Source organism: Pseudonocardia nigra (assembly GCF_019396355.1).
In the GTDB taxonomy this organism is placed as follows: Bacteria; Actinomycetota; Actinomycetes; order Mycobacteriales; family Pseudonocardiaceae; genus Pseudonocardia; species Pseudonocardia nigra.
Genome location: NZ_JAHKRK010000231.1, coordinates 1 through 12,558 on the forward strand (window position 1 = coordinate 1; position 12,558 = coordinate 12,558).

A 12,558-nucleotide genomic window follows, 5' to 3' on the forward strand; every position below is an offset into this window, starting at 1 on the left:
CCGTTTCCGTCTGCCGAGTCGCCCAGGTTCGGTCCGGCGGGTCAGCCCCGGCGGCCGCCCGCGCCGACGAAGCCGCGGTCGCGGCGGACGTTGGCCCGGCGGCCCTTCAGGGTGGTGCTGCCGCGGAGGCTGCGCAGCACGTCGTCGGCGGCGTGCTCGGGGATCTCCACCAGCGCGTGGCGCTCGTGGATCTGGATCGCCCCGATATCGCGACCCGACAGGCTGGACTCGTTGGCGAGCGCGCCGACGATGTCCTGCGGGCGGACGCCGCTGGCGCGGCCGGCGTTGACGAACAGCCGCGTGGTGCCCGCCTTCGGCGGCCGGGTGCCGGCCGCTCCGCCACGGCCGTCGCTGCGCGGTTCGCGCCGTCCGGCGGAGCGGGATGCGGAGACGACCGGGATGTCCTCGCCGTCGTCGGGGGCGCCGGTGGCGTCCTGCATGAGCCGGACCGCCGCCGCGGCGACGTCCACCGGGTCGAACTCCGCGGCCAGCTCGGCGAGCATGGCGCGCACGGCGTCCTCGGCGGGCTGGTCGGTCAGCTGCTCGTGCAGCGCGGAGCGGGTGCGCTCCAGGCGCGCGGCGCGCAGGTCGGCGGCGGTGGGCACCGGCGCCATCTCGACCGGCTGCCCGGTGAGCCGCTCCACGGCCCGCAGCGCGTGCACCTTCGACGGCGGCACCAGCGTGATCGCCACGCCTTCACGCCCGGCCCGGCCGACGCGGCCGATGCGGTGCACGTAGGTCTCCGGCGATTGCGGCACGTCGTGGTTGACCACGTGCGTGAGCAGGTCGATGTCCAGGCCGCGCGCGGCCACGTCGGTGGCGACGAGCAGCTCGGTGCGGCCGCTGCGCACGCGCTCCACCACACGGGTGCGGTGCTCCTGGTCCATGCCGCCGTGCAGCGCCTCGGCGCGCAGGCCGCGGGCGGTGAGCGTCTCGGTGACCGCGTCGACGTCCAGCCGGGTGCGGCAGAACACGATGGCCGCGGTGGGCCGCTCGGCCTCCAGGACGCGGCCCAGCGCCGCGGTGGTGTGCGTGCGGGGCACCAGGTACGCCGTCTGGCGCACCTTCGGGGCCTCGCCCTCCGGCACTGTCTCGCGACGGATCCGGACGATCACCGGCTCGCGCAGGTACTTCTGCGCCAGCGTCTCGATGCGCCGCGGCATCGTGGCGCTGAACAGCACGGCCTGGCGGGTGTCGGGGGTGGCGTCGAGCAGCGTCTCGATGTCCTCGACGAAGCCCATGTCGAGCATCTCGTCGGCCTCGTCCAGCACGACCATCTCGAGGTCGTCGAGGCGCAGCGCGCCGCGGTTCATCAGGTCGATCGCGCGGCCGGGCGTGGCCACGACCACGTCGACGCCCTGCTGCAGGCCCTTCCACTGCGGCCCGACCGGCGCGCCGCCGTAGACCGTGACGACGCGGGCCCGGAGGCCGCGTCCGTAGCGGGACACGGCCTCCGACACCTGCAACGCCAGCTCGCGGGTGGGGGCGAGGACGAGGCCGAGCGGCGCGTCGCCGCGCTCGCGCTCGGGGCGCAGCTCGGCCAGCCGCTCGAGCATCGGCAGCGCGAACGCCGCGGTCTTGCCGGTGCCGGTGGCGGCCTGGCCGAGCAGGTCGCGGCCCTCCACCAGCGGGCCGATCGCCTCGGCCTGGATCGGACTCGGCCGCTCGTAGCCGAGCTCCTCGATCTCGTGGAGCAGTTCCGCGCGCAGCGGCAGGTCGGTGAAGCGGGGCAGGTCGAGCTCGGGCTCGTTCAGGATCAAGAATCGTCTTCCGTCGCAGTGGAACGGGAGCACGGACGGCGCTCCCGCGGGGCGAGCCCGCGGGGCCTGCGGCACGAGTACTACCTGGCCGGTGCGGTCTCTGGTGGTTCCAACGCACCACCCACGACACATAGTCCCAGGTGATCGCGCTCACGGGCGCACCGGGCCCCGGGTCAGCGCAGCGCCGGCAGCACGTCCTTGCGCCACGCGTCGAAGAAGCCCTCCATGTCGCGACCCATCTGCGAGACGTAGACCTCGTCGACGCCCGCGTCGACGTACTGGCGGACCTGCGTCACCTGCGCGTCGACGTCGTCACCGCAGGCCACCGACTCCGCGATCGTCTCCCGCGGCACCAGCGTCTGCGCGTCCATGAAGTCGCGCGGCCGGGGCAGGGTCTGGGCGAGCTGGCCGGGCAGGCCCTGGTTGCCCCAGGTGCGGTGGGCGATGTCGAGCGCGACGTCCGCGTCGCGGTCCCAGCTCACCTTCGTGCCGGCCTGCACCGGCTTGCCCTCGCCACCCGCCTCCTTGAACACGCGGATGAGGTCGGCGTCGGGCATCGTCGTGACGTAGCCGTCGCCGATCCGGCCCGCCAGCTCGGTGGCCTGCGGCCCGAACCCGGAGACGTAGATCGGCACCGGCTGCTCGGGCAGCGTGTAGATCCGCGCCTCCTGCACCTCGTAGTACGTGCCGTGGTGGCTGACCTCCTCGCCGCCGTGCAGCAGCCGGATGATCTCGATCGCCTCCTCCAGCATCTCCAGCCGCACGCCGACCGACGGCCAGTGGTCGGCGAGGACGTGCTCGTTCAGGGCCTCGCCGCTGCCCACGCCGAGGACGAACCGGCCGTCGAGCTGCACGGCCGCGGTGGCCGCGGCCTGGGCGATGATCGCGGGGTGGATGCGGAACGTCGGGCAGGTCACCGATGTGGTGACGGGCAGCGAGGTGGCCTCGGACAGTGCGCCGATCACGCCCCACACGAACGGGCTCTGGCCCTGCTCGTCGTTCCACGGGTGGAAGTGGTCGGAGATCCACAGCCGCTCGAAGCCCGCGTCCTCGGCGCGGCGCGCCTGGTCGATCAGCTCCTTGGGGCCGAACTGCTCACAGGACAGGAAGTAGCCGATGCTCGCCATGCCGCTGACGTACCCGCTGCGCCCGCGCTGAGTCGTCCCCACTGAGTCCCTGATCACGATGTTGCCCGCCGTTCATCTGACGAGGTGATCCTGGATGGAGTGACAAGCAATTCCGTGCTCAACGTCGAGCCGTCGGCCACCTCCGGCGGCCCGGCGAACCTCCGAGACGTCCGCGGCCTCCGCACCCTCGACGGCCGCATCGTGCGCCGCGGTGTGCTCTACCGCAGCGAGTTCCCCCACTACGCCCGCACCGACGGCACGGACGTCCCCGTCTGGCCACCGACCACCGTCATCGACCTGCGCGCCCCCGAGGAGCGCGGCGGAGGCCACCCCTTCGCCGGTGTCGCCGCCGTCCACCCGGTCCCGCTCGGCGCGAGCCTCGCACCCACCGCGCCCTCCGCGCAGCACATCCTCGACCCCGCGGCGGCCTACCGTCAGGTCGTCCGGGACGCGGCGGCCGAGATCGCCCACATCGCGGGGCTCGTGGCGGCGGCCGCGCCCGGTCCGGTGCTCGTGCACTGCACCGCGGGCAAGGACCGGACCGGCATCGTCATGGCCCTGCTGCTGCGGGCCGTGGGCGTGCGGCGCGCCGACGTGGTCGCCGACTACCTGCGCACCGAGCCCAACCTCCCCCGGCTGTGGGCCGCGCTGCACGCCGCCGGGGTGCCGTCGCCGCGCAACCACGTGCTCGCCGGCGTGCACGCCGGGGCGCTCGGGGCCGCGCTCGACGAGGTCGAGGCGGGGCTCGGGAACGTCCGCGTCTGGCTGGCCGCACACGGTGCCACCGACGCGGAACTGGAGCGCCTGGCGGACCGCCTGCTCACCGCCGTACCCGCGCCCGTGGCCTGAGAGGGACCCGCCGCACACACCCCGGGTGGGCGGTACACACACCGCCGAACGTGTGTGCCGCCACCACGCGGTGTGCCGTCGCGTCGGGACCCGGCCCGCCTCAGCGCTTGTCGTTGTCGCCCGTCAGGCCCGCGCGGCGCAGGGCGTCGGCCATCGCGCTGTTGCCCGGTCCACCGCCGGACCCACCCCCGCCCGGCCGGCCGCCGCCGCGCCGGTCGCCGCCGCGGCCGCCCCGCTGGTCCCCACGGCCCTTCTGCTGGTCGCGCGGCCCGCCCTTCGGCTGGTCGCCCCGGCTCTGGTCCCGGGGTCCCCGGCGCTGCTCGCCGCGCTGGTCCCGGCCGCGCTGGTCGCCCCCGCGCTGGTTGCCCCCGCGCTGGCCCCCGGCCCCGACCTCGTCGTCGAGCCGCAGCGTCAGCGAGATCCGCTTGCGGCCCTCGTCGACCTCCAGCACCTTGACGCGCACGACGTCGCCGGACTTCACGACCTCGCGCGGGTCGGACACGAACTGCTTCGACATGGCCGAGACGTGCACGAGCCCGTCCTGGTGCACGCCCACGTCCACGAACGCGCCGAACGCGGCGACGTTGGTGACCACGCCCTCCAGCAGCATCCCCGGCTTCAGGTCGGCGATCTTGTGCACGCCCTCGGCGAAGGTGGCGGTGCGGAACGCCGGACGCGGGTCGCGGCCGGGCTTCTCCAGCTCGGCGAGGATGTCGGTGACGGTCGGCAGCCCGAAGCTGGAGTCGACGAACTCGTGCGGCTTCAGCGACTTGATCTTCTGGCTGCTGCCGATCAGAGCGGCGATGTCGGTCTTCGCCCTGGCCAGGATCCGGTGGACCACCGGGTAGGCCTCCGGGTGCACGCCGGACACGTCGAGCGGGTCGTCGCCGCCGCGGATGCGCAGGAAGCCCGCGCACTGCTCGAACGCCTTCGGGCCCAGCCGGGGCACGTCCGCCAGTGCCTTGCGCGTGCGGAACGGGCCGTTCGCGTCGCGGTGCAGCACGATCTGCGTGGCGAGGCCCTCGGTGATCCCGGAGACGCGGCGCAGCAGCGGCACGGACGCGGTGTTGACGTCGACGCCGACGGCGTTCACGCAGTCCTCGACCACGGCGTCCAGCGAGCGTGACAGCGCCGACTCGGCGAGGTCGTGCTGGTACTGACCCACCCCGATCGACTTCGGGTCGATCTTCACGAGCTCGGCGAGCGGGTCCTGCAGCCGCCGCGCGATCGAGACGGCGCCGCGCAGCGACACGTCCAGGTCGGGCAGCTCGGCGGAGGCGAACGCCGACGCCGAGTACACCGACGCCCCGGCCTCGCTGACCATCACCGGGGTCAGCTTCAGCCCGGGGTTGTTCGCGGCCAGCTCGCGGGCGAGCTTGTCGGTCTCCCGCGAGGCCGTGCCGTTGCCGATCGCGACCAGCTCGACGTCGTGGGCCGCGGCAAGCTTCGTCAGCGTGGCGAGCGCACCCTTCCAGTCGTTGCGCGGCGCGTGCGGGTAGATCGTGTCGGTGGCCACGACCTTTCCCGTGGCGTCGACGACCGCGACCTTCACGCCGGTGCGCAGCCCGGGGTCCAGCCCCATCGTGGCGCGGCTCCCGGCGGGCGCGGCGAGCAACAGGTCGCGCAGGTTGGTGGCGAAGACGCCGATCGCGCCCTCCTCGGCCACCGTGCGCAGCCGCACCCGGATGTCGATGCCCAGGTGCAGCAGGATCCGGGTGCGCCAGGCCCAGCGGACGGCGTCGCCGAGCCACTTGTCGGCCGGACGGCCGTCGTCCTTGATCCCGAACGCCGCGGCGATCGTTCGCTCGAAGTCGGTGACGACCCCCGGCTCGGCGGGCTCGGTGTCCGGCTCCAGCGTGACGTCGAGGATCTCCTCCTTCTCCCCGCGGAAGGCGGCGAGGATCCGATGCGAGGGGAGCTTGGTGAACGGCTCGGAGAAATCGAAGTAGTCGGCGAACTTCGCGCCCTCGGTCTCCTTGCCCTCCCGCACCTTGGTGACCAGCCGCCCGCGCGTCCACATCCGCTCGCGCAGCCCGCCGATGAGGTCGGCGTCCTCGGCGAACCGCTCGACGAGGATCGACCGCGCGCCCTCCAGCGCCGCCGCGGCGTCGGGGACCTGCTCGTTGCGGTACCCCTCGGCGACCCCGGACGGGTCCTGCGTCGGGTCGGCGAGCAGGGTGTCGGCCAGCGGCTCCAGCCCGGCCTCGCGGGCGATCATCGCCTTGGTGCGCCGCTTCGGCTTGAACGGCAGGTAGATGTCCTCCAGCCGGGCCTTGGACTCGGCCGCCAGGATCCGCGCCTCGAGGGCCTCGTCCAGCTTGCCCTGCTTGCGGATCTCGTCGAGGACGACCGTGCGCCGCTCCTCCAGCTCACGCAGGTAACGCAGGCGCTCCTCGAGCGTGCGCAGCTGCGCGTCGTCGAGGGTGCCGGTGGCCTCCTTGCGGTACCGGGCGATGAACGGCACGGTCGCGCCGCCGTCGAGGAGGTCGACGGCCGCCGCGACCTGGTGGGGGCGGACACCGAGCTCGTCGGCGATCCGCTGCGGGATCGAGTGGACCGGGGTTGTCGACGGGGCCTGCGTACCTGTCACCGGGACATCGTCGCGGGCGCCCGCCGCGGCCGCGCGAGGGGGTCCCCCACCCCCGCTACGCGGGTCAGCGGAGCGTGACCGCCCCCGTCACCGACGGCGCCTGCCCGGGGACCCCGGCGGCGAGCTCGGCATCGGCCGCGCCCGACGCGACGATCGGCGTGCCGGCGAACGCCGGGCGCCGCAGCCGGTAGGCGAACCCGGTGACCTCCCGGCCGGGGGCGTTGCGACGCGGCAGCTCCAGCAGCAGCAGCGCGAGCAGTGGACCGTGCACGACGAGCCCCGGGTAGCCCTCCACCTGCGTGACGTAGGGCTGGTCGTAGTGGATGCGGTGGGTGTTGTAGGTCAGGGCGCTGAACCGGAAGAGCATCGCGGCGTCGGGCTCGACGCGCAGCTGCCACGCGGCGGGCTCCGGCTCGCCGGCCACGGGCGCGCTCACCGGGCGTCCGCGCTCGACACCGGGCGGCTGGCTGCGGTAGGCGAAGTCCTGCTCCTCGACGACGGCGAGCGCGCCGGCGCGGTGGAACTCGTGGCGCACCGTCACGAACACCATCGCCCCGCTGCGCCCGGCCTTGGGCGTGGCCGACACGAGCGACGACCGACGGCCGATTTCGTCGCCGATCCGCAGCGGCTCCCGCACCTCCAGCCGGCCGCCCGCGAACATCCGCCGCCGGTGCGGCAGCGGCGGCAGGAACGGGCCGTGGGCAGGATGGCCGTCGTCGCCGAGCTCGGCCCGGGCCGGGGCGTCGAGCAGGTGGAACCAGTGCCACAGCGGCGGCAGCGGGTCGCCCACGGCGTGCACCGGCGACGGCTGGTCGAGCAGCGCGGCGAAGGCCGCGGCGGGCCAGGTGTCGATCCGGCCGGTCACGTCGACGGGCGGCGGGGCCCAGCCGGCCAGGTGCGCGGCGAGATCCGAGACGTCCACGCCGATCATCGCCGATCGCGTCCACGCCCCCCTTCGGGGCCCACGCGCCCCGTCGACGGGGTGCATGCGCCGACACGAGGTGCGCGGGCCGTGTCGCGACATTCACGCCCGGTCCGCGGCGATTGCCGTGAGGGCCGCCTCGACGTTGTCCCCGAGCGGGTCCGCGGAGTCGAGCCGCAACACGGGTTCCGGCCACGGCGCGTACTCGGCCGCGCGGCGGCGCACGGCGTCCCAGCTCGGCTCCGGCAGCCCGACGAGGTCGCGCGAGCGACCTTCCAGCCGGGCGCGGTGCAGCGCCGGGTCCGAGCACACGACCTCGACCACGACCATCGGCACGGCCCACCGGGCGGCGACGTCGCGCCACTGCTGCCGGGCGGGCTCCACGGCGTTGACGGCGTCGAGCACCACCGGGAGGCCCCCACGGAGGACGTCCTCGGCCACGGCCTCCGCAGCGAGATAGGCACCGAGGCCGGCGGCGTCCGCGGCGACCCCGGCACGTCGGAGCGCGGCGTCGATCGGATCGACCGCGATCACCGCGGCCGTCAGCCGGGCGCCGATCGCCCGCGCGACCGTCGACTTCCCGCTTCCGGGCAGCCCGGCCATCACGACCAGCAGGGTCATGCGCGGGTCAGCAGCGCCACGCACTCGAAGTGGTGGGTCATCGGGAACGCGTCGAAGGCCCGCAGCCGCTCCAACCGGTAGCCGCGCTCGGCGAACAGCGCGACGTCGCGGGCCAGCGCCGCGGGGTCGCAGGCCACGTGCACCACGCGGTCCGGACCACGGGCGCACAGTGCCTCCACCAGCGCCCGGCCCAGCCCGCGCCGCGGCGGGTCGGCGATCACCACGTCCGGGCGTCCGGCGAGCCCGTCCAGAACGTGTTCGACGCGCCCGGCCCGCCACTGCACCTGGGGAAGGTCGGCGAGCGCCGCCCGCCCGTCCGCGACGGCCTGCCGCGACGACTCGACCACCGTGACGACGCCGTCCGGCCCCACCTGGTCGGCGAGCACCGCGGCGAACAGCCCGACGCCGCCGTAGAGGTCCCACGCCGTGCCGCCGCGCGGGGCGCCCGCCCACTCCGCCACGACCGCGGCGAGCGCGTCCGCGAGCGCGGGGTGGACCTGCCAGAACACGCCGGGCGACAGGTGCCACTCCCGGCCGGCCGCACGCTGGACGATGCCGCCCGCGTCGCCGACGTGGACCGCACCGTCGGCGTCCGCCACCACCTCCACCTCGGTGGCCGGCGCGAAGCGGCGCTCGAGCACCGGCGGCAGCACGTCAGCAGGCGCGATCGGGCAGTCGACGATCGGGAGCACGTCGTGGCTGCGGTGGGCGCGCAGGCCGGGGTGGCCGTCCTCGTCGACGGCGAGGCGCACCCGGTGCCGCCAGCCCAGCGCCCCGCCCGGCAGCTCCTCCACCGGCACCCGCAGCTCCACGCCCGCCAGCCGGCGCAGCTGCTCGGCCAGCACGTCGGCCTTGAGCTCCCGCTGGGCCGCCGGGTCGGCGTGCTGCAGATCGCACCCGCCGCAGCCGCCCGCGCGCGCCCACGTGCACGGGGCGGGCACCCGCTGCGGCGACGCCGTCAGCACGGCGACCGCGTCGGCCCGGCAGAACGACCCGCCGGTGTCCTCGGTGACGACCGCACGCACGCGCTCCCCCGGCAGCGCGTGCCGGACGAACACCACCCGGCCCTCGAACCGGGCCACGCAGTGGCCGCCGTGGGCGACCGGCCCGACGTCGAGGTCGAGGATCCGGTCGTTCCAGTCGGCCCGCACCTGTGTGCTCACTTCCGCCCCCGCGCCGGCGAGGCGGGCGAGGCCGCGGGTGAGACCGCGGCGGGCGAGTCGTCGCGTGGCGTCGCCTCGTACCCGCGGCGCACCGAACCGGGCGCCGTCTCCGGGCCCCGCGCCTTCAGCCGCTCCGACGACGCGAGCTGCCACGGCACGCTGGTCACCATCACGCCCGGCTGGAACAGCAGCCTGCCCTTGAGCCGCAGCGCGCTCTGGTTGTGCAGCACCTGCTCCCACCAGTGCCCCACCACGTACTCGGGGATGAACACGGTGACGACGTCGCGCGGGTTGTTCGACCGGATCCGCTTCACGTAGTCGAGCACCGGCTTCGTGATCTCCCGGTAGGGCGACTCCACCACCTTGAGCGGCACGGGGAGCTTGCGCTTGTCCCAGTCCCGCATGAGCCGCTTGGTGTCCGCGTCGTCGACGTTGACGGTGACCGCCTCCAGCACGTCCGGCCGGGTGGCCCTGGCGTAGGCGAGCGCGCGCAGCGTGGGCTTGTGCAGGGTGGAGATCAGCACGATCGCGTGGTTGCGCGACGGCAGCACGCCGTCGCCCTCGCCCGCCACCAGCTCGGCGGACACGCGGTCGTAGTGCTTCCGGATCGCCTGCATCAGCACGTAGAACACGCCCATCGCGGCGATCGCGATCCACGCGCCGCGGGTGAACTTCGTGATGAGCACGACGACGAGCACAGCGGCCGTCATCGCCGCGCCGAACCCGTTGATGGCCTGCGAGCGGCGCATCCGCTGCCGGGCGGCCGGGTCGGTCTCGGTGGCGAGCAGCCGCTTCCAGTGCCGCAGCATCCCGGCCTGGCTGAGCGTGAAGGAGGTGAACACGCCCACCGTGTAGAGCGCGATGAGCCGGGTCACCTCCGCCTGGAAGCCGACGACCAGCACGATCGCGACCCCGGCCAGCACCAGGATGCCGTTGGAGAACGCCAGGCGGTCGCCGCGGGTGTGCAGCTGCCGGGGCAGGTACCGGTCCTGGGACAGGATCGAGCCCAGCACCGGGAAGCCGTTGTAGGCGGTGTTCGCGGCGAGCACGAGGATCAGCGCCGTCACGACCACCACGAAGAAGAACCCGGGCCGGAACCCGTCGAACACGGCGTCGGCCAGCTGCGCCACGAGCGTCTGCTGCACGTACCCGGGCGGCGCGGCGGGGAACTGCTGGGCGGGGTCCTCGGCGATCTGGGCGCCGCTGAGCCGGGCCAGCGCGATCAGGCCCATGAACATCGACACCGAGATGGCGCCCAGCATCAGCAGCGTCGTCGCCGCGTTGCGCGACTTGGGCTTGCGGAACGCTGGCACCCCGTTGCTGATCGCCTCGACACCGGTGAGGGCGGCACAGCCCTGGGTGAACGAGCGCAGCACCAGGAGCACGAGCGCGAGCCCGGTGAGCGCGTCGCCCTCGGCCACCAGCTCGAGGTCGGCGCTGGCGGCGTGCAGGTCCTGCCCGAGCAGCAGCGCGCGCGTCAGTCCCCAGATGATCATCGTGCCGATGCCGAACATGAACGCGTAGGTCGGGATGGCGAACGCCACCCCCGACTCGCGGATGCCGCGCAGGTTCACCGCGGTGAGCACGACGATCGCCGACACCGCGAAGCCGACCTTGTGCTCGGCGACGAACGGGATCAGCGCGCCGATGTTCGCCGCGGCCGCCGAGATCGACACCGCCACCGTGAGCGTGTAGTCGACGAGCAGCGCGCTCGCCACCGTCAATCCCGCCCGGCGGCCCAGGTTGACGGTGGCGACCTCGTAGTCGCCCCCGCCCGACGGATAGGCCTGCACGTTCTGCCGGTAGCTCGTCACCACCGTCAGCAGCACGATCACGACCGCCAGGCCGATCCACGGCGAGAACGCGTACGACGTGACGCCGGCGATCGACAGCGTCAGGAAGATCTCCTCGGGCGCATAGGCGACCGAGGACATCGCGTCGGACGCGAAGACGGGCAACGCGACCCGCTTGGGGAGCAGGGTATGGGCGAGACGGTCGCTGCGCTGCGGCCGCCCGACGAGGACGCGTTTGACCGCGACGCCGAGCTTGGACACGGCGAAAGCCTATGCGGTGCAGGTCGACACGACGCGGTAGCGTGCCCCGCGATCCGGGGAGGCTTGCGGTGTACGTCGTGATCATGGGTTGTGGGCGGGTCGGGTCCGCCCTGTCCGCCGGGCTGGAACGGCTCGGCCACGAGGTGGCGGTGATCGACCGCAACGCCCAGGCGTTCCGCAGGCTCGGCCCGGACTTCCGCGGCCGGCAGGTCGTCGGGGAGGGATACCACCGCGAGGTGCTCGTCGAGGCGGGCGTCGAGCGCGCCCAGGCGTTCGCCGCCGTCTCCAGCGGCGACAACTCCAACATCATCGCCGCGCGTGTCGCGCGCGAGACGTTCGGCGTCGAGCAGGTCGTCGCCCGCATCTACGACGCCAAGCGCGCCGCCGTGTACGAGCGGCTCGGCATCCCCACCGTTGCGACCGTGCCGTGGAGCACCGACCGGCTGATGCGGATGCTGCTGCCCGACGGGGTGGCCTCGGCGTGGCGCGAGCCGACCGGCACCGTCGCGATCCTGCCGCTGCCCGTCCACGAGGACTGGGCCGGACGCCCGGTGCGAGAGCTCGAGGCGGCGACGGGCTGCCGGGTGGCGTTCATCGTGCGGTTCGGCACCGGGGTGCTGCCGCAGGAGGACACCGCGGTGCAGGCGGAGGACACGGTCTACGTCGCCGCGGTGTCGGGCACGGTCAGCGACGTGACGACGGCGGCCGCGGCCCCGCCCCAGGAGGCGTGAGGACGATGCGGGTCGCGATCGCGGGAGCCGGCGCCGTCGGGCGCTCGATCAGCCTCGAGCTGGTGGAGAACGGGCACCAGGTCATGCTCATCGAGCGTGACCTCGCCAACATCGAACCGGAGGCGGTGGAGCGGGCCGAGTGGGTGCACGCCGACGCCTGCGAGCTCGCCTCGCTCGAGGAGGCGGGCCTGGAGAGCTGCGACGTGGTGATCGCCGCCACCGGCGACGACAAGGTCAACCTGGTGGTGGCCCTTCTCGCCAAGACCGAGTTCGCGGTGCCCCGGGTCGTGGCCCGGGTGAACGACCCGCGCAACGAGTGGCTGTTCAACGACAGCTGGGGCGTCGACGTGGCGGTGTCCACCCCGCGCCTGCTGGCCGCGCTCGTCGAGGAGGCCGTGGCCGTCGGCGACCTCGTCCGGCTGCTGACGTTCCGGCAGGGCCAGGCGAACCTCGTGGAGGTCACCCTCCCCGACGACACCCCGCTCGCCGGGCGGCCCGTGCGCGATCTGAAGCTGCCGCCCGACTCGGCACTCGTGGTGATCCTGCGCGGCGGCCGGGTGATCGTCCCCCAGTCGGACGACGCGCTCGAGCCCGGCGACGAGCTCCTGTTCGTGGCGACCGCGGACGTCGAGGAGGACATCCGCTCGGCGCTCGGGCGGTAGGGGCGACTTGCCTGTCCAGAACGGGCGACTCGCCTGTCCAGAACGGGCGACTCGCGGGGTTCCCGCGAGTCGCCTGGTT

Annotated in this window: 10 protein-coding genes; 3 read left to right on the top strand and 7 right to left on the bottom strand. The window is 74.1% G+C overall.

What is annotated here, in order from left to right; all coding sequences use genetic code 11:
- Positions 1 to 41: 41 nt before the first annotated feature.
- Both KME75_RS34980 and KME75_RS34985 read right to left on the bottom strand, forming a co-directional pair.
- Positions 42 to 1,760, bottom strand: a complete 1,719-nt coding sequence (locus tag KME75_RS34980; protein ID WP_246633444.1) for a DEAD/DEAH box helicase — start codon at positions 1,758 to 1,760, stop codon at positions 42 to 44.
- Between the two features lie 173 nt (positions 1,761 to 1,933).
- On the bottom strand, positions 1,934 to 2,929 hold the full coding sequence (locus KME75_RS34985; protein ID WP_308283369.1) for a TIGR03557 family F420-dependent LLM class oxidoreductase: 996 nt from the start codon (positions 2,927 to 2,929) through the stop codon (positions 1,934 to 1,936).
- Between the two features lie 57 nt (positions 2,930 to 2,986).
- Here KME75_RS34985 and KME75_RS34990 point away from each other — a divergent pair, with 57 nt between their 5' ends.
- The gene (locus tag KME75_RS34990) at positions 2,987 to 3,736 is read left to right on the top strand and encodes a tyrosine-protein phosphatase (protein WP_219419227.1); all 750 of its coding nucleotides are present in this window, start codon (positions 2,987 to 2,989) and stop codon (positions 3,734 to 3,736) included.
- Positions 3,737 to 3,836: 100 nt separating this feature from the next.
- Here the strand turns inward: KME75_RS34990 and KME75_RS34995 are convergent, their stop codons facing one another.
- The 5 genes from KME75_RS34995 to KME75_RS35015 form a co-directional block, all read right to left on the bottom strand.
- Positions 3,837 to 6,326: a Tex family protein gene (locus KME75_RS34995; protein ID WP_219419228.1), complete on the bottom strand. Its 2,490-nt coding sequence runs from the start codon at positions 6,324 to 6,326 to the stop codon at positions 3,837 to 3,839.
- 64 nt (positions 6,327 to 6,390) lie between these two features.
- Positions 6,391 to 7,248 (bottom strand): HTD2 family dehydratase, encoded by an 858-nt coding sequence (locus KME75_RS35000; RefSeq protein WP_219419229.1) that lies wholly within the window; start codon positions 7,246 to 7,248, stop codon positions 6,391 to 6,393.
- 102 nt (positions 7,249 to 7,350) lie between these two features.
- Positions 7,351 to 7,869 carry a P-loop nucleotide/nucleoside kinase family protein gene (locus tag KME75_RS35005; RefSeq protein WP_219419230.1) on the bottom strand — a complete coding sequence of 173 codons (519 nt, stop codon included), beginning with the start codon at positions 7,867 to 7,869 and terminating at the stop codon, positions 7,351 to 7,353.
- Entirely contained in the window at positions 7,866 to 9,032 is a 1,167-nt protein-coding gene (locus tag KME75_RS35010) for a class I SAM-dependent RNA methyltransferase (RefSeq protein ID WP_308283370.1), read from the bottom strand. The genes KME75_RS35005 and KME75_RS35010 overlap by 4 nt, the downstream gene beginning before the upstream one ends.
- Positions 9,029 to 11,086, bottom strand: a complete 2,058-nt coding sequence (locus KME75_RS35015) for an APC family permease (protein ID WP_219419231.1) — start codon at positions 11,084 to 11,086, stop codon at positions 9,029 to 9,031. Before KME75_RS35015 ends, KME75_RS35010 begins: the two co-directional genes overlap by 4 nt.
- Positions 11,087 to 11,154: 68 nt before the next feature.
- On the opposite strand from KME75_RS35015, the gene KME75_RS35020 reads away from it, so the two are divergent.
- Positions 11,155 to 11,817 carry a potassium channel family protein gene (locus KME75_RS35020; RefSeq protein ID WP_219419232.1) on the top strand — a complete coding sequence of 221 codons (663 nt, stop codon included), beginning with the start codon at positions 11,155 to 11,157 and terminating at the stop codon, positions 11,815 to 11,817.
- A gap of 5 nt (positions 11,818 to 11,822) precedes the next feature.
- Entirely contained in the window at positions 11,823 to 12,479 is a 657-nt protein-coding gene (locus KME75_RS35025; RefSeq protein WP_219419235.1) for a potassium channel family protein, read from the top strand.
- Positions 12,480 to 12,558 lie beyond the last annotated feature (79 nt).